18 protein-coding genes are annotated in these 22,005 nt (G+C 63.4%); 8 read left to right on the forward strand and 10 right to left on the reverse strand.

Features of this window, described 5'->3' with window-relative positions:
- Positions 1-61: 61 nt before the first annotated feature.
- From LCM4573_RS05595 to LCM4573_RS05610, 4 genes are all read right to left on the reverse strand, one after another.
- Positions 62-2,278: an FAD-dependent oxidoreductase gene (locus tag LCM4573_RS05595; protein ID WP_071005281.1), complete on the reverse strand. Its 2,217-nt coding sequence runs from the start codon at positions 2,276-2,278 to the stop codon at positions 62-64.
- 187 nt (positions 2,279-2,465) lie between these two features.
- Positions 2,466-3,674, reverse strand: coding sequence for an acetyl-CoA C-acetyltransferase (locus LCM4573_RS05600; RefSeq protein WP_071005282.1), 1,209 nt, complete (start codon positions 3,672-3,674; stop codon positions 2,466-2,468).
- 39 nt (positions 3,675-3,713) lie between these two features.
- Positions 3,714-3,953: a hypothetical protein gene (locus LCM4573_RS05605; protein WP_071005283.1), complete on the reverse strand. Its 240-nt coding sequence runs from the start codon at positions 3,951-3,953 to the stop codon at positions 3,714-3,716.
- Positions 3,954-4,007: 54 nt separating this feature from the next.
- Positions 4,008-5,801 carry an acyl-CoA dehydrogenase C-terminal domain-containing protein gene (locus LCM4573_RS05610; RefSeq protein WP_071005284.1) on the reverse strand — a complete coding sequence of 598 codons (1,794 nt, stop codon included), beginning with the start codon at positions 5,799-5,801 and terminating at the stop codon, positions 4,008-4,010.
- Between the two features lie 483 nt (positions 5,802-6,284).
- Between LCM4573_RS05610 and LCM4573_RS05615 the strand changes: the two genes are divergently transcribed.
- The 3 genes from LCM4573_RS05615 to LCM4573_RS05625 all read left to right on the forward strand — a co-directional run bounded on the left by LCM4573_RS05615 (position 6,285) and on the right by LCM4573_RS05625 (position 12,088).
- Positions 6,285-10,100 (forward strand): peptidoglycan-binding protein, encoded by a 3,816-nt coding sequence (locus tag LCM4573_RS05615; RefSeq protein ID WP_071005507.1) that lies wholly within the window; start codon positions 6,285-6,287, stop codon positions 10,098-10,100.
- A gap of 258 nt (positions 10,101-10,358) precedes the next feature.
- The gene (locus tag LCM4573_RS05620; protein WP_071005285.1) at positions 10,359-11,285 is read left to right on the forward strand and encodes a sulfite exporter TauE/SafE family protein; all 927 of its coding nucleotides are present in this window, start codon (positions 10,359-10,361) and stop codon (positions 11,283-11,285) included.
- Complete coding sequence (locus tag LCM4573_RS05625) at positions 11,285-12,088, forward strand: TIGR02186 family protein (protein WP_071005286.1); 804 nt, start codon at positions 11,285-11,287, stop codon at positions 12,086-12,088. The genes LCM4573_RS05620 and LCM4573_RS05625 overlap by 1 nt, the downstream gene beginning before the upstream one ends.
- On the opposite strand, the gene LCM4573_RS05630 is transcribed toward LCM4573_RS05625, so the two are convergent.
- Positions 12,089-12,601: a helix-turn-helix domain-containing protein gene (locus LCM4573_RS05630; RefSeq protein WP_071005287.1), complete on the reverse strand. Its 513-nt coding sequence runs from the start codon at positions 12,599-12,601 to the stop codon at positions 12,089-12,091.
- 91 nt (positions 12,602-12,692) lie between these two features.
- Between LCM4573_RS05630 and LCM4573_RS05635 the strand changes: the two genes are divergently transcribed.
- A complete protein-coding gene (locus tag LCM4573_RS05635; protein WP_071005288.1) occupies positions 12,693-13,253 on the forward strand; it encodes a dihydrofolate reductase family protein in 561 nt (186 codons plus the stop codon).
- A gap of 81 nt (positions 13,254-13,334) precedes the next feature.
- Positions 13,335-13,772, forward strand: a complete 438-nt coding sequence (locus LCM4573_RS05640) for a universal stress protein (protein WP_071005289.1) — start codon at positions 13,335-13,337, stop codon at positions 13,770-13,772.
- On the opposite strand, the gene pdeM is transcribed toward LCM4573_RS05640, so the two are convergent.
- Both pdeM and LCM4573_RS05650 read right to left on the reverse strand, forming a co-directional pair.
- Positions 13,773-14,501 carry a ligase-associated DNA damage response endonuclease PdeM gene (gene pdeM / locus LCM4573_RS05645; RefSeq protein WP_071005290.1) on the reverse strand — a complete coding sequence of 243 codons (729 nt, stop codon included), beginning with the start codon at positions 14,499-14,501 and terminating at the stop codon, positions 13,773-13,775.
- A 158-nt stretch (positions 14,502-14,659) separates the two neighbouring features.
- Positions 14,660-17,233: a ligase-associated DNA damage response DEXH box helicase gene (locus LCM4573_RS05650; protein ID WP_083347327.1), complete on the reverse strand. Its 2,574-nt coding sequence runs from the start codon at positions 17,231-17,233 to the stop codon at positions 14,660-14,662.
- Positions 17,234-17,279: 46 nt separating this feature from the next.
- Between LCM4573_RS05650 and LCM4573_RS05655 the strand changes: the two genes are divergently transcribed.
- Complete coding sequence (locus tag LCM4573_RS05655) at positions 17,280-17,780, forward strand: Rrf2 family transcriptional regulator (RefSeq protein ID WP_071005291.1); 501 nt, start codon at positions 17,280-17,282, stop codon at positions 17,778-17,780.
- A 23-nt stretch (positions 17,781-17,803) separates the two neighbouring features.
- Positions 17,804-18,265 (forward strand): carboxymuconolactone decarboxylase family protein, encoded by a 462-nt coding sequence (locus LCM4573_RS05660; RefSeq protein ID WP_071005292.1) that lies wholly within the window; start codon positions 17,804-17,806, stop codon positions 18,263-18,265.
- Between the two features lie 15 nt (positions 18,266-18,280).
- On the opposite strand, the gene LCM4573_RS05665 is transcribed toward LCM4573_RS05660, so the two are convergent.
- Positions 18,281-18,931, reverse strand: a complete 651-nt coding sequence (locus tag LCM4573_RS05665) for a YitT family protein (RefSeq protein WP_244505245.1) — start codon at positions 18,929-18,931, stop codon at positions 18,281-18,283.
- Between the two features lie 115 nt (positions 18,932-19,046).
- Entirely contained in the window at positions 19,047-20,042 is a 996-nt protein-coding gene (locus LCM4573_RS05670) for an SDR family NAD(P)-dependent oxidoreductase (protein WP_071005294.1), read from the reverse strand.
- A 107-nt stretch (positions 20,043-20,149) separates the two neighbouring features.
- Here LCM4573_RS05670 and LCM4573_RS05675 point away from each other — a divergent pair, with 107 nt between their 5' ends.
- Positions 20,150-21,067: a LysR family transcriptional regulator gene (locus LCM4573_RS05675; protein ID WP_071005296.1), complete on the forward strand. Its 918-nt coding sequence runs from the start codon at positions 20,150-20,152 to the stop codon at positions 21,065-21,067.
- Positions 21,068-21,077: 10 nt separating this feature from the next.
- On the opposite strand, the gene LCM4573_RS05680 is transcribed toward LCM4573_RS05675, so the two are convergent.
- A complete protein-coding gene (locus tag LCM4573_RS05680; protein ID WP_071005297.1) occupies positions 21,078-22,004 on the reverse strand; it encodes a methyltransferase in 927 nt (308 codons plus the stop codon).
- Position 22,005: the final 1 nt, after the last annotated feature.

The raw sequence follows: 22,005 nt of genomic DNA on the forward strand, positions 1-22,005 counted from the left end.
GAGTTCTCCGGCGTGCGCCTATAGGTAACTCACGCCCCTTTAAGGAGAAGTTGAGGGCGGCTCACGCCGCCTTCTTCCCCTCACCATACGGATCGAAACGGCCGTAGAAGGTCTCGCCCTTCGCCGCCATGTCCTTCAACAGTTCCGTCGGCTTGAAGTGGTCGCCGTATTTCGCGGCCAGCTTTTCGCAAAGCTCCACGAATTTCTTCACGCCCATGCCGTCGATGTAGGAGAGCGTGCCGCCGGTATAGGGGGCGAAGCCGAAGCCGAGGATGGAGCCGACATCGGCCTCGCGCGGGTCGGTGACGATGCCCTCTTCCATGGTGCGGGCGGCTTCGAGCGCGATCGTCACCAGCAGGCGCTGCTTGAGCGTGTTGACGTCTACATCTTCCGCCTTCTTCTGCGGGTAGAGGGTCTTCAGCTCCGGCCAGAGGAACTTCTTGGCGGGCTTCGGCGGGTATTCGTAGAAGCCCTTGGCGTTCTTGCGGCCGCGGCGGTCGAAGACATCGACCATCTGATCGATGAGCGCCATGTGCTCCACCTTGACGGCATTGGGGCCGAGGTCGGCGATCGAAGCCTTCATGATCTTCTGGGAGAGATCGACGGCGACCTCGTCATTCAGCGACAGCGGGCCGACCGGCATGCCGGCCATCTTGGCGGCGTTCTCGATCATCGCCGCCGGCACGCCCTCGATCAGCATGTCATAGGCTTCGTTGATATACCGGAAGACGCAGCGGTTGACATAGAAGCCGCGCGTATCGTTGACGACGATCGGCGTCTTCTTGATGGCCGCGACATAATCCAGCGCCGTGGCAAGTGCCTTGTCGCCGGACTTTTCACCAAGGATCACCTCGGTCAGCATCATCTTCTCGACCGGCGAGAAGAAATGCACGCCGATGAACTGGTCGGGACGCTTGGAATTTCCGGCAAGCCCGGTGATCGGCAGCGTCGAGGTGTTGGATGCGAAGATGGTGGTTTCCGGGATGACAGCCTCCACCTGCTGGATGACCGCCTTCTTGACGGCACGGTCCTCGAAGACGGCTTCGACCACGAGAGAGGCATCGGAAAGGGCGGAATAATCCGGCGTCGGGGTGATGAGCGCGAGGAGCTTTTCGCCTTCCTCCTTCGTCATCCTCCCCTTGCCGATCGAATCGGCCACCAGCTTTTCGGAAACGGCCTTGCCCTTGTCGGCTGCTTCCTGGTCGCGGTCGATGAGAGTGACGGGGATGCCGGCGGCCGCCGTGACATAGGCGATCGAGGCGCCCATGAAGCCGGCGCCGACGACGCCCACCTTCTTGAACTCCGTCTTCGGGACGCCGGCCGGGCGGCGGGCGCCCTTGCCGAGCTCCTGCATGGAGACGAAAAGCGAGCGGATCATCGAGAAGGCTTCGGTGGTCTGCAGGATTTCCGTGAAATAGCGCTGCTCGACCTTCAAGGCCGTATCGAAGGGAAGCTGCAGGCCCTCATAGACGCATTTGAGGATGGCGAGCGCGCCCGGATAATTGCCGCCGGTCTCGCGGCGGAGGATGGCGGGGGCGGCGGGGAAGAGCTGCGCCGCGGCGGGGGTCCAGACACCGCCGCCCGGCACCTTGAAGCCCTTCTCGTCCCAAGGGGCGACGGGCTTCAGGCCGTCCTTGATCATCTGCTTCGCCGCGTTGACGAGTTCGGCGGGCTCGACCACCTGATGCACGAGGCCCATGGCCTTGGCGCGCTGGGCGGTGAGGGACTGGCCGGTGGTCATCATCTGCAGGGCATCCTGCGCGTTTGCCAGCCGCGGCACGCGCTGGGTGCCGCCAGCGCCAGGGAAGATGCCGACCTTCACTTCCGGAAGCGCGATCTTGACCGACTTGGAATTGGCGGCGACGCGGCCATGGCAGGCCAGCGACAGCTCGAAGGCGCCACCCATGCAGGTGCCGTTGATGGCCGAGACCCAGGGCTTGCCGTTGGTCTCGATCTTGCGCCACAGCCAGCTCATGCGGCCGGCGGCATCGAAGAGCTTCTTTGCGGCGCTGGCGGGGTCCTTCGCCTTCTCCTCCTCCAGCATGGAGAACATGGACTTGATCATGGTGAGATCGGCGCCGCCCGAGAAGGAGGACTTGCCGGAGGTGAAGACGACGCCCTTGACGGCGCTGTCCGCGACCGTGGCATCGACGATCTGCTCGATCTCGTCCATCACCTCCATGGTGAAGACGTTCATCGACTTTTCCGGCATGTCCCAGGTGACGAGTGCAATGCCGTCCGCATCGGTTTCGACGGTGAAGTTCTTGTAGGTGCTCATGTCGGGATTTCCTCTTCCCTTGAAATCTTATGGCTCTGAACTGCCCCTCATCCGCCTGCCGGCACCTTCTCCCCGCCTGCGGGGAGAAGGGACATGCCGCGACGCTTCCGTTCCCCCTCGCCCCGTTTACGGGGAGAGGGTGCGCCGAGCGAAGCGGAGGCGGGGTGAGGGGCTTTCATGGCCTTCCTCAAACTCTCTCGATCACCGTCGCCGTGCCCATGCCGGCGCCGATGCAGAGAGTGACGAGCGCGATGTTGAGATCGCGGCGTTCCAGCTCGTCCAGGACGGTGCCGAGGATCATCGCGCCGGTGGCGCCGAGCGGATGGCCCATGGCGATCGCGCCGCCGTTGACGTTGATCCTGTCATGCGGGATGTCGAAAGCCTGCATATAGCGCAGAACCACGGCGGCGAAGGCTTCGTTCAGCTCGAAGAGATCGATATCCGAGAGCTTCATGCCGGAGCGTTTCAAGAGCTTTTCGGTGACATCGACCGGGCCGGTCAGCATCAGCGCCGGGTCCGAGCCGATATTGGCGAAGGCCTTGATGCGGGCACGCGGTTTCAAGTTCATCGACTGACCGCCGGCTTTCGAGCCGATCAGGACGGCGGCAGCGCCATCGACGATGCCCGACGAATTGCCGGCGTGGTGGACGTAATTGATACGCTCGATTTCCGGATGGGCCTGGATGCCGACGGCTTCGAAGCCGCCCATTTCGCCCGGCATCTGGAAGGAGGGATTGAGTTGGCCGAGCGCCTGCATGTCCGTTTCCGGGCGCATGTGCTCGTCGCGGTCGAGGATGGTCAGCCCGTTCTGGTCCTTCACCGGAATGACGGAGTTCCTGAAATAACCTTCCGCCCAGGCCTTGCCGGCGCGCTTCTGGCTTTCGACCGCATAGGCATCGACATCATCGCGGGAGAAGCCGTATTTGGTGGCGATGAGATCGGCCGAGACGCCCTGCGGCATGAAATAGGCCGGGAAGTTGACGGAGGGATCCATGTACCAGGCGCCGCCGGACATACCCATGCCGACGCGCGACATCGATTCCACGCCGCCGGCGATGACGATGTCGTCGGAACCGGCCGCGACCTTGCCGGCCGCGAAGTTCACCGCATCGAGACCGGAGGCGCAGAAGCGGGAGATCTGCATGCCGGGCGCCCTGGTGGAGTAACCGGCCTCGAAGGCGGCGGCCTTGGGGATAACGGCACCGGCATCCATGACCGGATCAACGCAGCCCATGATGATGTCATCGACGGTTTCGGTATCGAGGCCGTTCCTGTCGCGGATCGCTTCCAGCGTCCTGGCGGCGAGGCGGACGGAGGGCACCTCGTGCAGGCTGCCGTCCTTCTTGCCGCGACCGCGCGGGGTGCGCACATGGTCGTAAATGAAGACTTCGGTCATGGTGTCATCTCCCTACAGCCGTTAACCAGCAGCTAAATCTTATTTCAGAGTCCATTTGCCACGTAGATCATCGTCCGCAGCGATCAATAGACCCYTTTTTCTAAGGTTGGTGGCAGCCCACCGCATGTCGTATTGCCATGAATAAAACAGATCATGACCTTTCAGATCTTTCTCGTGATGATCCCAGATATAACGCGCGACATACAGGATTGAGCCCGCTCCGCCATTGGCCTTCAAGGCCTCGATTACCCAGTCGGTCAAATCAGCTTTCGCAACCATTTAAGCCCCCCTCCCCAGCCCTCCCCACAAGGGGAGGGAGCGCGTCGGCGCAAATCAAAACGCTTCCGCAGCCAGTTCCATCATCGTATCGGCGCCAGTCTCGATACGGGCCTTGCGGAGCGCCGTTTCCGGCATGATGCGCTCCATGAAGAACTTCGCGGTGATGAGCTTGTTCTTCAGATAATCCTCCCGGGCATCGCCCGCTGCAAGCTTCTCCTGCGCGGCCTTGGCGATCTTCGCCCACATATAGCCGAGCGTCACCAGGCCGAAGAGGTGCATATAATCGGTCGAGCCGGCGCCGGCATTGTCGGGCTTGGCCATGGCGTTCTGCATGAACCACATCGTCGCGGCCTGCAGGTCGTTCAAGCCTTTCTTGAGGCCCTTGGTGAAGAGGACCATGTTCTCGTCGGCACGGTTTTCCTCGCAGAAATCGCCGATCTCCTTGAACATGGCCATAACGGCGCGGCCACCGTTCAGCGCCAGCTTGCGGCCGACGAGATCGAGCGCCTGGATGCCGTTGGCGCCTTCGTAGATCATGGTGATGCGCGCATCGCGCACATACTGGCTCATGCCGTGCTCTTCGATATAGCCGTGGCCGCCGAAGACCTGCTGGGCCATGACGGCATGGTCGAAGCCCTTGTCGGTCATGACGCCCTTGAGGATCGGGGTGGCGAGACCGAGAAGATCGTCGGCGTTCTGCCGCTCGGCCGCATCTTCCGAGCGGTGGGCGATATCGGATTTCAGCGCGGTCCAGAGGAGAAAGGCGCGGCCGGCCTCGTTGAAGGCGCGGATGGTCATCAGCGTGCGGCGGATATCCGGATGGACGATGATCGGATCGGCCTTGCCGCTCGGGTTCTTCGGACCGGAAAGCGAGCGGCCCTGAACGCGCTCGCGGGCATACATGACGGCGTTCTGATAGGCGGTTTCGGYGATCGACAGGCCCTGCAGGCCGACGCCGAGGCGCGCCTCGTTCATCATCACGAACATGGCCGCAAGACCCTTGTTCTCGGCGCCGATAAGATAGCCGGTCGCCTCGTCGTAATTCATGACGCAGGTTGCGTTGCCGTGAATGCCCATCTTGTGCTCGATCGCGCCGCAGGAAACGCCGTTGCGTTCGCCCAGCGAGCCGTCTTCCTTGACCATGAACTTCGGCACGATGAAGAGGGAAATGCCCTTGGTGCCTTCCGGCGCGCCCTCGATGCGGGCCAGCACGAGGTGGATGATGTTGTCCGTCATGCCGTGCTCGCCGGCGGAGATGAAGATCTTCTGGCCGGAGATCCTGTAGCTGCCGTCGCCGTTCGGCACGGCGCGGGTGCGCAGGAGGCCGAGATCGGTGCCGCAATGGGGCTCGGTCAGGTTCATGGTGCCCGACCAGGTGCCCTCCACCATCTTCGGCAGATAGGTCTTTTTCTGCTCGTCCGAACCGTGGACGAGGATCGCGGCGATGGCGCCTTGGGTAAGGCCCGGATACATCATCAGCGACATGTTGGCCGACGACATGTATTCGCCGACGGCGGCGTGCAGAGTGTAGGGAAGCCCCTGCCCGCCGAACTCCTCCGGCACGGCAAGCCCGATCCAGCCGCCCTGGCAATACTGGTCATAGGCTTCCTTGAAACCCTTCGGGACGGAGACCGAGCCGTCATCGTTTCGGGTGCAGCCTTCCTGATCTCCGGATAGATTGAGCGGGAAAAGCGCCTCTTCCGCCACCTTGGCGGCCTCGCCGACGATCGCTTCGAGCATATCCGGCGTGGCATCGGCAAAGCCGGGCAGATTGCCGTAGCGCTCAAGCCCCAGCACGTCGTTCAGAATGAAAAGCGTATCTTCTACGGGCGCCTTGTAAACGGGCATATCCGAGTTTCCTCCGTAATCCTCACCGGACGTAATCGTCCACTCTTGAACAACATGAATAATTGACGTTTGCGTAAACGTCAAACAAAGGATGATGCCGCTCTCACATTTTTGCGTGAGCTATCCGGATGTCGGCTCCAGGTTGCAGGCGCTTGCCTGCAACAAGGCGGGTGTTTGTGGCCGGGCACCCTCGCTTCAACCATAGCGCACGCATGTGAAACAGTCGTGGTCCGAGACGAAAATCACTGAAAAAGTCAGAATTTAGAACTCGCGTTAACCACTTGTTGACCATGTTTCTGAAAATAGTGGTGCGTTGGAGGGGCGACCCGCGTTGCATCGGTTTCGGCATCACAGCGTCACCCGAACGTGCAAGGCTTGCTCAGGACGCCTCCAAACCACGTCTGCAATGCTGGAAAGGCCGCATCGGCCGGTTCAGCGGAAATCGAGCAGCCGGCCGATACGACGTCGAAGCGAGCAAAGAAGATGAACGGATCACGACCAAATCCTTCCCGCCCCGGCGATCGGTCGTCACTGGACGCRCTCAGCCGCACGATCGAAGGGCTGGAGGCGCGCATCGAAGGCCTGATGAGCGCGGCATCGCGCGATGCACGGCATCGAAGCGCCGAGGCACAGCCCTCCGCGACCGCCCGGCCGTCTGCCACGACTTCCGCCAACCCGCTTCAGGAAATCCGCGAACGGCAGCGCATGCTGGATGCCGCACGCGACCACGCCGCCCGTACCGAGCGTCCAGTTGCGGCAGCCGAACCGGCACGCCCTCAGCCTCGTTTTGCAGAACCAAGCCGTACCGAGCCCGGCTATGCCGGCAGCCGGCATGAAGCGCTGCGCCCCAGGGTTCAGTCCCCGGAAGCTTACCGCCTCGCTCCCGCCCCGACCCAGACCGCACGGACGGCCTTCGACACCGCCGCCGGACCGGCGGCTTCGGCACCGGCGCTTCAGGCCTCCGCTCCCAGGGAGCAGGCTGCCGCCCAGCAGACCGACGCGGCGATGCGCGACATCGCCCAAGCGCTCGTCAGCCTGCGCCAGGAGCTGAAACGCGACATCTCCGAAGGTGTCGCCCGCGAAATGAACACGCTCAGGGCGGAGATCCGCAGCATCCGCTCCATGGCCGAAGATCAGCACTTCACCGAGGACCTGCGCGGCGATCTCGCCCGCCTCGCCCAGAGCATCAGCCAACTCAACAGCCAGGCAACGCCGGAGGCCGAGGGCCTGCGCGCCGAATTCGAGGAACTGCGCGCCGTCATGGACGGGCTTGCGCGCGAGGAATCCGTGCAGCGGATGATCGAGCTCGATTCCGCCGCCGTGCGCGAGGAACTCGTGGCGCTCGCCTACCGGATCGACGAGATCAAGAGCCAACTCGGCGCGATGAGCGACAACCCGGTCATCCGCGCACTGGAACAGAAGCTGATTGCTCTCGCGGGAACGATGGAGCAGTTCGGCTCCCGCATGCAGCCGGCCGATACAGGGTTTACCGAACAATTCGCCACGCTGGACGAGCGGCTGGACGAAATCAGCCGGGCGATTGCCGTGAGCGGCCGGGCTTCCTCCGCTTCGGGCATCGATCAATCGGCGCTGCAGCATCTGGAAGGCCGCCTCGGAACGATGGCGGACCAGATCGAGGCCATGGGCCGCGCCGCCAACCAGGCGGACGCCGCCGACGGGCTCACCACCCGGATCGAGGCATTGACCGCCCGGATCGAAGAATTCTCCGAAGAGCGGGCGGCGCTGCGGCTGGAGGAACGGCTCGACCAGCTCTCGCAGGTTCTCGACCGGGCACAGAAGGCCGCGCTGCAGCCGGAGCTTACCGGCTATCTTGCCGACATTTCCCGCAAGATCGACGGCCTGGCGCAGGGAACGATCAACGATACGCTCGCCGAGCGGCTCGACCTGCTCTCCCGGCGGATCGAGGAGATGGAATTCCACCCGAACCGCCAGCCTGCCGACCAGGCGGCCTTCGGCCGGATCGAGGAGCGGCTGAGCGACATCGCCCTGAAGCTCGACGAGGCGACCATCGCACCACAGGGCGACAGCGAGGCTCTGCGCGGCCTTGAAGCCCAGATCGCCCATCTTTCCACGCTGATGAGCGAACCGCGCAACGCGGCAATGCTGCCGAGCCATGTCGAGGATCGCCTGACGACGCTCGAAAGCTATGTGGCGACCAGCGACGAATATATTCTGGAAGCGGCGCGGCAGGCGGCGGAAGCGGTCGTCGAAGCCTATTCCCGCAACGCTGCGGCAGGTGCACCGCTTGCCGCAAGCGACATAGCCGCTCTCACCGCTCTCGCCGACGACCTTAGGCACCTGCAGGACCTGACGCGCGGTTCCGAGGAGCGGACGCAGCACACTTTCGAGGCGCTGCACAGCACGCTGGTGCAGATCGCCGACCGGCTGGACAGCATGGAAGACCGGCTGGCATCGCCCGGCCAGCGGGCGGAGCCACGCCCGCCCGAGGCCGCCCCGCCCCCCCAGGCAGCACCGTCCAGGCCTCTGACCTCGCAAGCCAGCCTCATGGCGAGCACCGCCACCGCCGTGCGGAGCGATCCGATGCCGGTCGAAGGTGAAGCCGCACCGCTGCGGCCGAACGCGGAGACCGCTTTTGCCGACGATGCGGCAACGGAATCCAAGTCGAGCCTGCTCGCCGGATTCTCCCGCCTGCTGCCCGGCAATAAAAGCGAGCCTCCCAAGCAGGGCCGCACGCTGGTGGAGCCGGCGCCTTCCATCGATCCCGTAGACATGCTGCCGCCCGAGCGGGAGAACGATCTGCTGGAACCAGGCTCCGGCGTTCCGGACGTGAAGAAGATCCTCGAGCGCGTGCGGGCCAGCCAGGCCGCCGGCGATTTCGAGAGCGACCGGGYGGCAACCGCCGAACGGGCGGACTATATCGCCGCCGCGCGCCGGGCCGCCAAGGCCGCCGCACAGGAGACCGATCCTTCCCAGAGCGAGCCGATGGCCAGGCTCATGGGCAAGGGAGTAAAGCCTTCGAGCGAAGCCGGGCGCGCAGGTGCCTTCTCCCGGCACAAGCGGCCGATCCTGATGGCGGTCGGCGCCGTGCTGCTGGCGGTGATGGCCATGCCGCTGGTCAAGACCCTGACACATGGAGAACCGGCACCGCCGGCAATCGAGGCTCCCGCCGAGAACAGCGCGCCCGCCCCCGCCAGCGGCGAGCTTCTGCCTTCGGACCCGGCCGCACCCGCCATGGACGGCAGCGACACGACGGGCGAGGCCGCGCCTGCCGTCCCGCAGCCGGAGGAAAGCACGGCGAACCACCTGACCGATCCCGTCCCCGCCGAAGACATGCCGGCTTCGATCGAGCCGCCTGTCGAGGCCGATCTGGCCGCGGCCGGTTTCACGCCGCCGGAAAACATGCCTCCGGCCGCCGAGAGCCCGGCTCCCGATGCTACCGCCGCGCAGCAGCCCGCYGCGATCGTCGTTCCGACCGGCCTCGAGCCGAAGTCGCTTGCCGACGCCGCCGCTGCCGGCGATCCGGCCGCGCTCTTCGAGATCGGCGCACGCTATACGGAAGGCCGCGGCGTCGGCACCGATCTTTCCGAGGCCGCCAACTGGTACAAGCTTGCCGCCGACCGCGGCCTCGCACCGGCGCAATACCGTCTCGCCAATCTTTTCGAGAAGGGCACCGGCGTTTCGCGCGACCTCGACAAGGCGGTGACCTACTACAAGCAGGCAGCCGAAGCCGGCAATGCCAGCGCAATGCACAATCTGGCCGTGCTCCATGCCTCAGGCGCTCAGGGCGAGCCGGACTATGCCTCCGCTGTCGAATGGTTCAGCAAGGCTGCCGAACTGGGCGTCGCCGACAGCCAGTTCAACCTCGCAATCCTCTATGCGCGCGGCAACGGGGTTCAGCAGAACCTGGAAGAATCCTACAAGTGGTTCTCGATCGCCGCCAAGGGCGGCGACAAGGATGCCGCCGACAAGCGCGACGAAGTGGCCAAGGCCATGCGCAAGGAACAGCTCGACAGCGCCCGCGCCAAGGTGGAGGCCTGGAAGGTGCAGCCGCTGGACGCCAATGCCAATTCCATCAACGCGCCCGAGGAATGGGCCGGCGCAAAGCCGCTCACCACGGCATCGGTCGACATGGAAAAGGCGGTCCGCAACATCCAGGCGATCCTGAACAAGAACGGCTTCGACGCCGGCGCGGCGGATGGCAAGATCGGCGCCAAGACCACGGCCGCCATCAAGGCCTTCCAGACCTCCGTCGGCCAGAAGCCAACCGGCAGGATCGACGACGCGCTGGTGAAGGAACTGCTCGCCCGCAATGCCTAAAACGCTCTAAGTCTACTTACCCGACCGGGTATGCGGCGTTGCGTGATATTAATCACGCCCGGACAAAAACGGCGAAATTGCCGGATTATCCGGCACTTGCGGATTGACTGGACCGGCACCGGGGCGCATGACCGATCCTATCTTCATGCCTTGTTCACCTCACGTGTGGCATGTTTTGAAAGAGATCGCCGCAGCGGACGGGACGCGGTCGCCAACCGCCCGCAAGGGTGAGGATTCCTGCCTTTTCGAGGTTCGGCCGTGACTGTCTATCTGCCGATCGCAGAGCTATCGGTGAACATCTTCATCATTCTCGGCATGGGTGCGGCCGTGGGCTTCCTCTCCGGCATGTTCGGGGTGGGCGGCGGCTTCCTCATCACGCCGCTCCTGATCTTCTACAACATTCCGCCGGTGGTGGCGGTGGCAACCRGCGCGAACCAGGTGGTCGCCTCCTCGATCTCGGGCGCGATAACGCATTTCCGGCGCGGCACGCTGGACGTGAAGCTCGGCTCGGTGCTTCTGGTAGGAGGCCTCGTGGGCGCCACCGTGGGCGTGTGGATATTCTCCTGGCTGAGGCGGGTCGGCCAGCTCGATCTCTTCATTTCGCTGCTCTACGTGGTGCTGCTCGGCACGATCGGCACGCTGATGCTGATGGAAAGCCTGCGCGCCATGCGCCGGGCAAAGCAGAACCAGCCGCTGCCGCTGAAGCGCCCCGGCCAGCACAACTGGGTGCACCGCCTGCCGCTGAAGATGCGGTTCAAGAAATCGCGGATCTATCTCAGCGCCATTCCGGTCGTGGTGCTCGGTTTCGTGATCGGCGTTCTGACCTCGATCATGGGTGTGGGCGGCGGCTTCATCATGGTGCCGGCGATGATCTACCTCCTACGCATCCCGACCAATGTGGTCGTGGGCACCTCGCTCTTCCAGATCATCTTCGTGACCGCCTACACGACCATGGTGCAGGCGGCGACCAACTATGCGGTCGATATCGTGCTTGCCACCATCCTGATGATCGCCGGCGTGATCGGCGCCCAGTATGGCGTGCGCGTCGGGCAGAAGCTGCGCGGCGAACAGTTGCGCGCGCTGCTTGCGCTGCTGGTTCTCGCCGTCGGCATCCGCCTTGCGATCGCACTGGTCGTCAGGCCCCAGGACGTCTATTCGATCGCGGTGGGAGGGCTTTCCTACTGATGGCCCGCCTGCTTCCGCCGTTCCTTCTCGCTCTCATCCTCGCGCTCGGTTCGCCAGCCGCCGCGCAGGTGCCCTTTGGCGAGGCCTCGACCGTGAAGGAAGGGCTGGAGATCGGCACTTCGACCAGCGAAATCGCCATCACCTCCGATTTCCGGGGCGCGGACTTGACCGTCTTCGGCGCGGTGACCAATGCGGACGAGCTGTTCCTGGCGATCGGCCAATACGATATCGTGGTGACGCTCGAAGGCCCGAAGGATTATGCGACGGTGCGCCGGAAGGAACGCGTGCTCGGCATATGGATGAACACGGAATCCATGACCTTCGAGCAGGTGCCGGAAAGCTATTCGATCGCCAGCACGCGGCAGATCGACAGCATCGATTCCGCGCCCGCGCTCAACAATATCGGCATCGRCATCAACCACATGACGCTCTCGCCGATCGGCTATGTGGGGAATGCGGCGAGCCTCAATGAATTCCGCGAGGCCTACCGGCGTCTCAAGCTTTCGGGCGGGCTCTACCAGAACGATACGAGCGGGGTGCGCTTCCTCTCCTCCAACCTGTTCCGCGCCTCGCTGAGACTGCCGGCCAACATTCCGGACGGAGTGCATATGGTGCGCGCCTATCTCTTTAAGGGCGGGGAACTGCTTCTGGAACGGGAGCAGCCGCTGCGCGTCGTCAAGACCGGCCTCGAACAGGCGATCACCGACGCGGCGCATAACCGGCCGATCGTCTACGGCATGTTCTGCGTGCTGATCGCCGTCGTCACCGGCTGGGGCGCCAGCCTGCTCTTCCGGAGAGATTGATCACTCCGCCGCCGCGGCCTGCTTTCTGGCGAGCACTTCCTGGTATGCCGCGGTCAGCCGCTCGAAGACGGAAGGCTTCGACGGATCGGGAGCCACATGCAGGTGCTGGACGCGCAATTCCTGCATGAAATCTTCCCAGAGCGGCCGGCCGCCCTTTTCCAGAAGCTCGGCCCGGATGGCGAGTTCCTCCGAAACGGGGAGGAAGCGCCGGCCCCAGGCGCCCATTTCCGCGAGCAGCGGCACGAGCTCAATCGCCATCTCCGTCAGGCTGTAGATCGCCTTCTGCTTATGGCTCGGATCGTCCTCGCGGTAGAGCAGGCCCTTTTCGACGAGCCGCTTCAGCCGGTCGGCCAGGATGTTCGAGGCGATCTTCTCATCCGACTTCTGCAGGAGCTCGCGGAAGTGGCGGCGATTGCCGAACATGATGTCGCGGATGACGATGAGGCTCCAGCGATCCCCCAGAACCTCCAGTGTCAGATTGATCGGGCAGCCCGAGCGATGTGCTTCGTCCATTCTATTCTCCAAAACCGCTTGCATTATAAAATCAGTTGACGTAACTATCAACCGCTTTCATTTTGCAACTGGTTAATGGAGGGATGAGGACATGAGAAAGCTGATCGTATGGAACCTGATGACGCTGGACGGCTATTTCGAAGGCGAGAAACCCTGGGATATCGATTTCCACAGTCTCGCCTGGGGGCCGGAACTGGAGGCCATTTCGGAATCGTTCGACCAGGAAGGAGACCTGCTGGTCTTCGGCCGCAGGACCTATGAGGGCATGGCGGCCTACTGGCCGACGGCGGAGGAGAGCGGCAAAACCAAGGACAGCATGAACAGTATCGCGAAGATCGCCGTCTCGCGCACGATGAAGGAGGCGGAATGGAACAATACCCGCGTCGTCTCCGATCCGGTTTCCGAGCTCAGGAAGCTCAAGCAGGAGAAGGGCAAGACGATCTTCATCTTCGGCAGCGCGGAGCTCGCGGCCTCGCTGATGAAGGAAGGGCTGATCGACGAAATCCGGCTCTGCATCGTGCCTGTCCTGCTCGGCAAGGGCAATCCGCTGTTCAAGACGGCCGATGAGCAGACGGAATTGAGGCTTATCGATTCCACCACGACAGCCAAGGGCGCGGTGATCCTGCGCTATGAGCCCCGCAACCTCTCGTGAACGGGTTGGCGGCCTTGACGCAGATCAAGGCTGCACAATCATTCTCCCTAGAAACTGGCGGCGATAACGAGGAAGACGAACATGCCCAAGCATATTCTGATTGCCACGGACGGCTCCCCACTTTCGACGGGAGCCCTGGAGAAAGCGCTCGACTTTGCCCATGACATCGGCGCTGAAACAACGGTGCTGACCGTGATGGAGCCGCTGCAGGTCTTCACGGTCAACCCCTCCGGCATGGAAACCGCCTATGCCGAATATGACAAGACCAACAATCTCGTTGCCGACGAAACCCTGAAAAAGGCACGGGAAGCCGCAGAGAAGCGGTCGGTTCCCTGCAAGGGCCTCAAGATCACTCATACCGACCCGGCAAGCGCAATTATCGAGGTGGCGGAAAAGGCGGGCTGCGACATGATCGCCATGGCTTCGCACGGACGCTCCGGCTTCAAGGCCTTCATGCTCGGCAGCGTTGCCATGAGGGTGCTCGCCAATTCCAAGACACCCGTTTTGATCTACCGGTAATCAGCCCATCAGGCTGGCATATCTGACGGAATAGATGCGGTCGCGCCCGAGCAGGTGCGCGACCAGCGCCGCACGGTCGAAGAGGCCGTGCATGGCCTTGTGGCGCAGATCGAGCCCGCCGGAGAGCACGCCGAAGGCGGGCATCAGGAGACGATTGCCGTCGGTCGCGAAACAGGCGCGGCGGACGGACTTTTCCCGCCGGCGGACGGTGGCGGCGGGATGCAGGTGACCGGCGATCTCTCCCTTTCCTGAAATCAGGCTCGGCTCGTGCCGGAGGACGAGTCCGCCGTGGACAAGCTCGTCGGCGCAGGTGCCGGGGAGATCCACCGTTCCATCCGGATCGTGGTTGCCGTTGATCCAGATCCAGTCACGGCCGCGCGCCATGGCCGCAATTAGCGAACGCAGCTCTTGCGGCAGATGCGCCGACCCCTTGCGGTCGTGGAAATTGTCGCCGAGCGAAACCACGATCTTCGGATCGTAACGGGTGATGACGGCTGACAGGATGTTGAGGGTCGCGACCGTATCGTAGGGCGGCAGCAGCATGCCCCGGCGCGCAAAGGCCGCGCCCTTTTCCAGATGCAGATCGGAAACGACGAGCATGCCGGTTTCGGGCAGGTAGAGACCGCCCAGCGGATCGCAAACGGCGACCACGCCGTTTACCACGATCTCCTCCGTGCCGATGGCTGCTCCCATTGTCTGTGTCCGGGCCGCGAGGCCGAGGCGGTGCATCAATTTCGTTTCTTCCCAATGCCCTAACGTCGTCATCCCTGTGCTTGTCACAGGGATCCAGCCACGCGAAGTCTTTCGCGTGAAAGGAGTCTCTTGCGCCGCAGACGCGGCGCTGCTGGATTCCTGTGACAAGCACAGGAATGACGGAGGACACTTGGTCACGCCAGCGCCTCCGCGATCAGCTCTTCGGCGGCTTCTTCCAGCACCGCTTCCTGCGCCTCGCCGCCCGGCACCGGCTCCTTGCCGATCTCCAGCATGATGGGGATCGCAAGCGGCGAGACGTGATCGAGATCGCGGTGGGTGATGTGCCCCCTGATTCRCCTGAGCATATCGCCTAAGCGGCCGATATCCAAAAGGCCCGACGCCGCATCCCGCCGCGTCGCCTCCAGCAGGATGTGATCCGGCTCGTGGGTACGCAGCACGTCGTAGATCAGGTCGGTCGAGACCGTCACCTGCCGGCCGGTCTTTTCCTTCCCCGGATGACGGCGCTCGATCAAGCCGGAAATCACGGCGCAATTGCGGAAGGTGCGCTTGAGCATGTAGCTTTCGGCGAGCCAGGCCTCCAGATCATCGCCCAACATGTCCTCATCGAAGAGATCGGAGAGTTTCARCCGCCCGGACTTCACCATTCCGCCGATATCGTTCAGCCCCCAGACGGCGAGCGAATAATCGGTGGCGACGAAGCCGAGCGGATGGGCGCCTGCCCGCTCCAGCCGGCGGGTAAGCAGCATGCCGAGCGTCTGATGCGCCAGCCTTCCCTCGAAGCAATAGGCGATCATGAAGAACCGCTTGCCGCGCGGGAAGGTCTCGATCAGCAGCTCGTCCTTTTGCGGCAGCAGGGAGCGATCCTTCTGGATCGCCAGCCAGTCGCGCACCTGATCCGGCAATGCCTGCCAGCGGTCCGGATCCGCCAGCATGCCGCGCACCTGATCCGCCAGATAGGTGGAGAGCGGGAACTTGCCGCCCGCATAGGCCGGGATTTTCGGATCGAGCGAGAAGGCGTTGGAAACGAGGCATTCGTTCTCGCGGATGCCTTCGAAGCGCAGAACCTTGCCGGCGAAGAGGAAGGTATCGCCCTGCACGAGCTGTTCGAGGAAGTATTCCTCGACCTTACCTAGGGAAAGCCCCCCTCGCCCGAGCGTGYCCCGCGCGTTTCGTTTCACCAGACGCACGTTCAGCTCGGTCGCCTCGACGATGGTGCCGAGGTTGAGGCGGTATTGCTGGGCGACCTGCGGATTGGAGACGCGCCAGAGCCCTTCCTTCGTCTTCCTGATCTTGGCGTAGCGCTCGTAGGAGCGAAGCGCATAGCCGCCGGTCGCGACGAAATCGACGATGCGCTCGAAGGTTTCCCAAGGGAGAGCGGCGTAGGGCGAGGCGGAAGTAATCTCGTCATAGAGCTGGAGCGCATCGAAGGGTTCGGCGCAGGCCATGCCGAGCACATGCTGGGCAAGCACATCCAGCGCACCCTCGCCGACCGGCGGCGTATCCTGCGCACCGAGATAGTTGGCATCGAGCGCCGCCTGGCACTCCATCACCTCGAAACGATTGGCGGGCACGAGGATCGCCTTCGAGGGCTCATCCATGCGGTGATTGGCGCGGCCGATGCGCTGGGCAAGCCGCGAGGCGCCCTTCGGCGCGCCGACATGCACGACGAGATCGACATCGCCCCAATCCATGCCGAGATCGAGCGTCGAGGTGGCGACCACGGCCCGCAACCGGTTGGCGGCCATGGCGGCCTCCACCTTGCGCCGCTGGCCGGCATCGAGCGAGCCGTGATGCAGGGCGATCGGCAGGTTGTCTTCGTTGACGGTCCAGAGTGTCTGGAAGAGCAACTCCGCCTGGAAGCGCGTGTTGACGAAGATCAGCGTCGTCTTGTGACGCCTGATCTCCTCGTAGATTTCCGGGATGGCGTAGGTGGAGACATGGCCGGACCAGGGAATATGGGCCTCGGTGCGCAGGATCGAAATATTCGGTGCCGCCCCACCCGTGACATGCACGAGGCCGGCGGGCTGCGCGGGAATTTCACCTTGCGGCACCAGCCATTTCTGCAGGTCCATGGGGTCGGCCACCGTCGCGGAAAGCCCTATGGTGCGCATATGCGGCGCGTGCTTTCGGATACGGGCAAGGCCAAGCGACAGGAGATGGCCGCGCTTCGAGGTGACGAGCGAATGCAGCTCGTCCAGCACCACATATTTGAGGTCCTTGAAGAAGCGTTCCGCCTCCTTGTTGGCAAGCAGCAACGCCACCTGTTCCGGCGTGGTGAGGAGGATATCGGGCGGATTGAGCTTCTGGCGCTGGCGCTTGGACTGCGGCGTATCGCCGGTGCGGTTCTCCATCGTGACCGGCAGTCCCATTTCGGAAACCGGTTTGGTGAGGTTGCGCTCGATATCGACGGCAAGCGCCTTCAGGGGCGAAATGTAGAGCGTGTGGACGCCGGTAAAGGCCGAGCCCGGCGGGATTTTTCCGCGCCGCGTCAGGTCGGTGAGCGAGGGCAGGAAACCGGCGAGCGTCTTGCCGGCGCCGGTCGGCGCGATCAGCAGCATGTTCTCGCCGGCCGTAGCGCGAGAAAGCAATTCAAGCTGATGCGCACGCGGCTGCCAGCCCTTCTCCGCGAACCATTTCTGGAACGGCCGGGGCAGAAGCGCGGCATCACGGCCGGAAGCATGGGTTTCGACGATATCCACGAGGGCCAAGATAAGCAGAAGCGCGGGAAAAAGAAGCCCGATTGACATCACCGCCGAATCGTGGATAAAAACTATCCATGATCAGGAGGGAACGATGAAACTCGGCGAYGGCGTCGAACAGGCGATCCACAGCGTCACCATGCTTTCCACGCTTTCGGAAGACGGCGTGCTTTCGGCAGCGGCCCTGGCGGAATTCCACGGCCTTTCGACGAGCTATCTGCTGAAGCACCTGCAGGCGCTTTCGGGAGCGGGCCTGCTCGATACGGTGCCGGGGCCGAAGGGCGGCTACCGGCTGGCAAAACCGCCGGAGAAGATCACGCTGCTCGATATCGTGCTGGCGGTGGAAGGCCCCGCCCCCGCCTTTCGTTGCGCGGAGATACGCCGGCGCGGGCCGAACCCGCTGCCGGGGCGGTATACGGCAAAACCATGCGGCATCAATGTCGCGATGCTGAGGGCCGAAAAGGCCTATCGCGCCGAACTCGCCAAGGTGTCGATCGCCGATATCATGGCGGATCTGAGCGCATATGACGACGGCGCCATCGCCGCGCGCGGATGCGCCTTCCTCGAAATCCATGAACGCAAAACCGCCCGATAACCGGGCCAACCCAGGAGAAGACCGTGCAGCAGCGTCTGAATTTCTTCACAGCTTCGCAGGAAGCCTATAACGCCGTCAAAAATCTCGAAATCTATGTTCAGCAGTGCGGTCTCGAGCGCCGCCACATCCATCTCATCAAGCTGCGTGCCTCGATCCTCAACCACTGCGCCTATTGCATCGACATGCATGTCAAGGAAAGCCGCCATGACGGGCTCTCGGAACAATGGATCAACCTGATCAGCGCCTGGGAAGAATCGCCGATCTACGACGAGAAGGAACGCGCCCTGCTGGCCTGGGTGGATGCGGTAACCCTGGTTGCCGACAGCCACGTTCCGGCGAACGTCTATGAAGGGCTGAAGGCCCATTTCACCGAAGAGGAGATGGTGAAGATCACGGTGGCGATCGGCGTCATCAATGTCTGGAACCGGCTCTGCGTCGGCTTCCGCGCGCTGCATCCGGTCGACCAGCCGGCCAAGGCCGCCTGACGTGTCAGCCGTCGATCACCGCACGACGATGTAACGGTCGGAGCGGTGATTGATGGCGAGGAACAGGTTGAGCACGACGGCGCCTGCCACGGACCAGAGAACCGTGGCGGGCGAAACCACGGCGAAGGCCGAGATCATCACGAAGAGATCGAAGGCGAGCTGGATGAGGCCTGCCGGAATGCCGAAACGATCCTGGATGTAGATGGCCAGGATGCCGACGCCGCCGAGGCTTGCCCGGTGACGATAAAGCGCCAGCAGGCCATAACCGAGCAGCAGACCGCCGAGCAGCGCCGCCCACAGAGGATGCAGGTAGTCGATGAGGAATAGCCGCCCTTCCACCTCGGTCACCACCGAAACGAGCGCGATGGCAATGAAGGTCTTCAGCGAAAAGGCCCAGCCGAGCCGGCGGAAGGAGAGATAGTAGAACGGCAGGTTGACGATGAAGAAGAGCAGGCCGAAGGAAATGCCGAAGGCATAATGCAGCAGGAAGGCGACACCCGCCGTGCCGCCCGTCAGCAGGCCGACATGGTTCAGGAAATAGAAGCCGAGCGCGCAGACCATGGCGCCGGTGAGCAGCCCCTGGCTATCTTCCAGATAGGTGTGCTGCGAAGGATCGGCGCTATAGAACCCAAAGCTTCGCTTCTGCACCTCAGCCTGCTGTTGCAATCCCGTCTTCCCTTGTCGCGTCGATGAATATTGCACCGCAATATAATCTTCATCAAGCGAGTTCAACGGCCTTGAAGGATCGATGCCACAGGCGGCGTGCTTTTTCGGCGGCGGCTCAGCTAGGCGTCAGGATATCGGCCATCGGATTGTGCTGCATCATATCGCTTTGCAGCCGGTCATGCGCGGCGTTCACGAGATCGATGCCATCCTTGTAGGGGCCTATGGTGAGACGACCCGGCCGCTCGCCGAAGGGCAGCGAGGCAAGCCCGATCACGGCTTCCGAAATTTCCCGAGGATCGAGGCTGCGATCTGGCTCGAGACCTCCAAGCATGGCTTTAATGTGCCTCGCATAGAGATCGCGCTTCGCCTGTCCGGCCGGACCGAGACCTGACAGCATCTCTTCCCAATAGCGTATCGCATTTTCCTGAAGCCGCGTCGGATAAGCTCCCGCCGGCTGAACGATCGAAACCTCGATGTTCGAGGCCGCCACTTCGTAAGCAAGCGCATCGGCAGCCGCCTCCACGGCCAGCTTGGAGGCACAGTAGCCGCCCAGCATCGGATCGATCGCGCGTCCGAGCGCGCTCGACATCTGGATGATGGCTCCCCGTCCCCGTTCGCGCATATGCGGCACGACGGCGCGGTACATCCTGAGCGCGCCACCAAGGTTCGTTTCGATGTTCGAGGCAAAGTCGGCCTGCCTTTGCAGTTCGACGGGGCCGGGCACGACGATGCCGGCATTGCTCACCAGAATGTCGATGCGCCCGGCGTTTGCGACCGCCCGCGCCACGCCTTCCTCGACCGATCGCTCATCCAGAACATCGATCTCCAGCACGTCGATGGCCATGTCATCGCCCGCAAGCGCCCGCAACTCACCGGCGGCCGGAGCATTCCGCTCCTCCATTTCGCGCATGGTGGCGATCACATATGCGCCTTTCCGCGCAAAGCCTTCCGCCATAAGCCTGCCGAAGYCGGAGCTGGTGCCGGTGATGAGCACGACGGGCCGCTCACCGGCGGGTGCCTGAGCCCATCCTTTGCCGGTCACGGCGAAGGCTGCGACGGCGGCGCCGCCGGCAAGCACCGACCGGCGCGAAATGTTCATCCTGTCCAGCATGGTCTCGCTCCTCTGTCCTGAAAAGTCTCTTCGGAACCAGAATGGCGTTTGCTTGCCTGTTGTGGTAGTCAGGACAATTGCAAATAACTGTCTCGATCAAAGCAACAATGACGCTCGACCTGAACCACATCGCGCTCTTCGCCAAAGTGGTGGAGACGGGCAGTTTTTCCGCCGCCGCCCGCGCGCTCGCCATGCCGAAGGCTACGCTCAGCCGCAAGATCGCGCAGCTCGAGACCGAGCTTGACGCACGGCTTCTGCAACGAACGACACGGCGCGTCACGCTGACCGCCCTTGGCCACGCCTATTACGAGGATGCGATTGCCGGACTATCCAGCATGGAAAGGGGCCGGGAAAGAATCGCCGCTGCGCAGGCCGAGCCCGCCGGCAGGTTGCGAATCGCCGCGCCCGTGGGTTTCGGCACGCGCAAGCTGATGCGGTGGATCTCGGAATTCCTCCAGAACCACGAGAAGGTGACGATCGAGCTGAAGCTGACCGATGATCCCGTGGATTTGATCGGCGGCGGCTTCGATCTCGCCTTTCGCACCGGTCGGCTGCCCGATTCAAGCCTGATTGCGCGCCGGCTAGGCACCAGCCGTCTGGTGCTCGTCGCCAGTCCCGGCTATCTCGCACGGCGGGGCCGTCCGCGCCGCATCGAAGACCTGGAAAACCACGATTGCGTGGCCTTCGGTCCCTCGCTCGACAACGAAGTATGGCGCCTTAAAGGGCCGCGCGGCTGGCGCGAGGTAAAGGTGCGGGCGCGCATTGCCGTCGACGGCTCCTACGCCGAGGTCCAGGCGGCGCTCGCGGGGCTTGGCATTGCATTGCTGCCGCTGGCGCTCATCCGCCACGATCTGGAGGCCGGCACCCTCGAACAGGTCCTGCCCGACCACGGCGTCGACGGCGGCTCAATGAACATCATCTATCCGAGCAACCGGCACATGCCGGCGACGCTTCGAACCTTTCTGGATTTCGTTATCGCCCGAGCCGATTCGCCTTCGGAACAGGTTCCGGCGGATGCCGAGTAGGCGAACCCGTTCAGGCTGGCCGGCGCGACAGAAACAGAATGCCGCGAATGGGCTTTCCAGCATCGGTGCGAATGACGGTCTTTTCCATCGCCAAAAGCGGGAAGCCATAGCGATCGAGGAGATCGCGGATATAGGTTTCCGAGTGCGCGTAGCGCAGCGAGTCCCGCAGGGTGAAACCTTCCCCTGCTTCTTCCACCGAGAAGGCGAAGAGCCCTCCGGGCGCCAGCAGCTCGGTCACGAGCGGAAACACCGTCTCGAGCGAGCCGAGATACATCAGCACGTCTGCGGCCGAGACGAGATCGGCGCGATGGGCGGAAAGTCCTTCCGCAAACAATCCCGATCCTTCCGCGGACAGGCTCAGGTCCGCCTGGCCGAGGTGGTCGTAGAGCCCCTTCGCCTCCGCCTTGGCCAGCATGTTGGCGGAAAGATCGAAACCTTCGAGCCACTCGGTCGATGCGCGGATTTCCTCCCCGAAGAGCCCGGTTCCGCAGCCGAGATCCACCGTCAGGCGGAACGGGTGGTGGGGGCTCACGAGCGCGGCGAGCTTCGGCGGAACGCTGTAGTCGAGCTTTTCGACAAGCGCCGTATCGAAGCGATCGGCATAGCCGTCGAAGAGACCCTCCACATAGCGGCTCGGGGGCGTATCCGGAACCTCCTCCGCACCGAGGAGCGCGAGCTTCAGCGTGGCGCCGAAAACATCTTCGGGATCGAGAAAGAGCGCTTGGCGGAAAGCCGCCACGGCGCCAGTCTTCAGTTTCGCCTTTTCCCGGTATTCGCCGAGCCGGAACCAGCCGGCCGCCCAGCCGGGCACGAGTTCGAGGGCCTGTTCCATCAGCTCCGCCGCTGCCGGCGCATCGCCGCCCTCATCGAGCATGCGGGCATAATCGGCGCGGCGATCGGCGATGACATCGCCGGAGGAAAACTGATTGGGCGTCATG

It is taken from the genome of Rhizobium sp. LCM 4573 (assembly GCF_001854865.1).
Lineage (GTDB): Bacteria > Pseudomonadota > Alphaproteobacteria > Rhizobiales > Rhizobiaceae > Neorhizobium.

What these genes read in the sequence shown, in the direction of transcription:
- pdeM (WP_071005290.1), bottom strand. Translation starts at nt 14,501, where the DNA reads ATGCACCGCCTCGGCCTCGCGGCCCGGACACAGACAATGGGAGCAGCC.
- LCM4573_RS05640 (WP_071005289.1), top strand. Translation starts at nt 13,335, where the DNA reads ATGCCCAAGCATATTCTGATTGCCACGGACGGCTCCCCACTTTCGACG.
- LCM4573_RS05675 (WP_071005296.1), top strand. Translation starts at nt 20,150, where the DNA reads ATGACGCTCGACCTGAACCACATCGCGCTCTTCGCCAAAGTGGTGGAG.
- LCM4573_RS05600 (WP_071005282.1), bottom strand. Translation starts at nt 3,674, where the DNA reads ATGACCGAAGTCTTCATTTACGACCATGTGCGCACCCCGCGCGGTCGC.
- LCM4573_RS05680 (WP_071005297.1), bottom strand. Translation starts at nt 22,004, where the DNA reads ATGACGCCCAATCAGTTTTCCTCCGGCGATGTCATCGCCGATCGCCGC.
- LCM4573_RS05595 (WP_071005281.1), bottom strand. Translation starts at nt 2,278, where the DNA reads ATGAGCACCTACAAGAACTTCACCGTCGAAACCGATGCGGACGGCATT.
- LCM4573_RS05635 (WP_071005288.1), top strand. Translation starts at nt 12,693, where the DNA reads ATGAGAAAGCTGATCGTATGGAACCTGATGACGCTGGACGGCTATTTC.
- LCM4573_RS05630 (WP_071005287.1), bottom strand. Translation starts at nt 12,601, where the DNA reads ATGGACGAAGCACATCGCTCGGGCTGCCCGATCAATCTGACACTGGAG.